Source organism: Petrotoga sp. HWHPT.55.6.3, assembly GCF_002895495.1.
Classification (GTDB): Bacteria; Thermotogota; Thermotogae; order Petrotogales; family Petrotogaceae; genus Petrotoga; species Petrotoga mobilis.
The window spans coordinates 1-1,844 of sequence record NZ_AZRJ01000046.1 but is presented as its reverse complement, the minus strand read 5'-3'; the positions used below and the strand labels follow the sequence as shown (position 1 = coordinate 1,844).

Here is a 1,844-nt window from a genome sequence, read left to right as displayed (position 1 = left end):
CCTCCATTTTTTCCTTGCCTCCTTCCAAAAGAGTCAAGGATATGATATCATTTCAAAGACATCGAATTATGATCTAACCAATCTTTTTCACGGACATGTAATATTATCTAATGCGGCTTAGTTTTTCTAATAACTATGAATGGCTGTATAATAAAAATGGTTGATGAGGTACTTGACAAAAGGGGTAAAAAAAAGATATCACTCCTCATAGAACAAAAAACAAAAAAATAAAAAGAGAGAGAGGAGTGATATCATGAGCAACAAAATTATAGCACAAATACTGGGTATTGACAAAGGGTTTAAGTTAAAAGAAAGAAAAGATTTGAGAAAAGAGGGAGAAATTTACTTTGAAGTGAAATATTCGAAAAAGGTAGAGATACCAGAATGCCCGTATAAATGTAAAGGATGTAAAGACAAGCGAGAATACATAGTACGTAACGGTAAAGCAAAAGAAAGGATTATCAAGGCTGGCAAAGTTGGAACACAAAGAATATATCTGATACACAGACCACAAAGATACATGTGTAAAAAAACAGGGAAAAGCTTCAGAAATGAGAAGATAAGTTATAGATGGCAAAGAATAACAAGAGCAGAGACAGAAAACATTGTAAAGGGTTTGCGTAAGATGAGCATATCAGCAACTGCAAAAGAATTTGGTGTAAGTGTGAGAACTGTGAGTAATTTATTAGATTCGATTGAAGTAAAGGTAGATTGGGCTAAATTTCAAGATATGGAAGATATAAAGTTAGGGATAGACGAACACTCATTTAGAGGGTTTAAGATGGTGACGACGATAGTAGAATTGAACACATCAAACACGATAGCGATATTAAAATCAGACAAAAAAGAAGAGTTGAAAGGATTTTTAAATAAAATACCGTATGAAATAAAGCAAAAGATAACAGAAGTAGCTATCGATATGAGAACCTCTTTTAAGAATGCAGTCAAAGAAGAATTACCTGGAGTGAAAATAGTAGCGGACCATTTTCATGTAGTAAAAGACGCACAGAAAAAGCTAAGAGAAAGTATAAAGATAGAAGAAGAAGTAACGAATAACAATAAAAAGATACCTGTAAAATTGTTCTTTTTGAATGGAAAGAAATTATTAAAAGAGAAGAAAAAGGTAAAGAAATTATACAAAATATTGAAGGAACATCCATATCTAAAAGAGTATTATAGATACTTACTAATGTTGAAATGGATGTATAAAGTAGAAACGTATGAAGAAGGGAAAAGAAGATTACACATATTGATAGGGAAGATGGAAGAAAGTGAAGATCCTCAGGTATGGAGATGGGCCAAAACATATATAAGGTGGGAAAAAGAAATACTCCAATATTTCGTTAATAGAACAACGACGGCTAAAGTAGAAGGACGTCATACGCACATAAAATTAATAAAAAGAATAAGTTTTGGATTCAAGGAAGTTTTGAGATATACCAAAAAAGTTCTATTAGGAGTGATGCCAGAAAGATTCATAAAACTACCAAATTTCATCACAGAAGGAACAACATATTGTAAACAGTTATCCTTTCTGAGCTGAAATTACTCAACAAAAAATCTCTGTAATAACCTTGTCATCATCTCTTCAGTCTATTCCATCAACCATATTTGACAAAGAGCCAAATTGGCTGTATAATAAAAATGGTTGATGAGGTACTTGACAAAAGGGGTAAAAAAAAGATATCACTCCTCATAGAACAAAAAACAAAAAAATAAAAAGAGAGAGAGGAGTGATATCATGAGCAACAAAATTATAGCACAAATACTGGGTATTGACAAAGGGTTTAAGTTAAAAGAAAGAAAAGATTTGAGAAAAGAGGGAGAAATTTACTTTGAAGTGA

At 31.9% G+C, this 1,844-nt stretch carries 1 protein-coding gene; it reads left to right on the top strand.

The genetic code is table 11. The features are described 5' to 3' along the window. Positions 1-253: 253 nt before the first annotated feature. Positions 254-1,543 (top strand): ISL3 family transposase, encoded by a 1,290-nt coding sequence (locus tag X926_RS09155; protein WP_103065868.1) that lies wholly within the window; start codon positions 254-256, stop codon positions 1,541-1,543. The last annotated feature ends 301 nt before the right edge of the window (positions 1,544-1,844 follow it).

Bases quoted from the DNA above. Each gene is read 5' to 3' on its own strand.
- X926_RS09155 (WP_103065868.1), top strand. From the start codon at position 254: ATGAGCAACAAAATTATAGCACAAATACTGGGTATTGACAAAGGGTTT.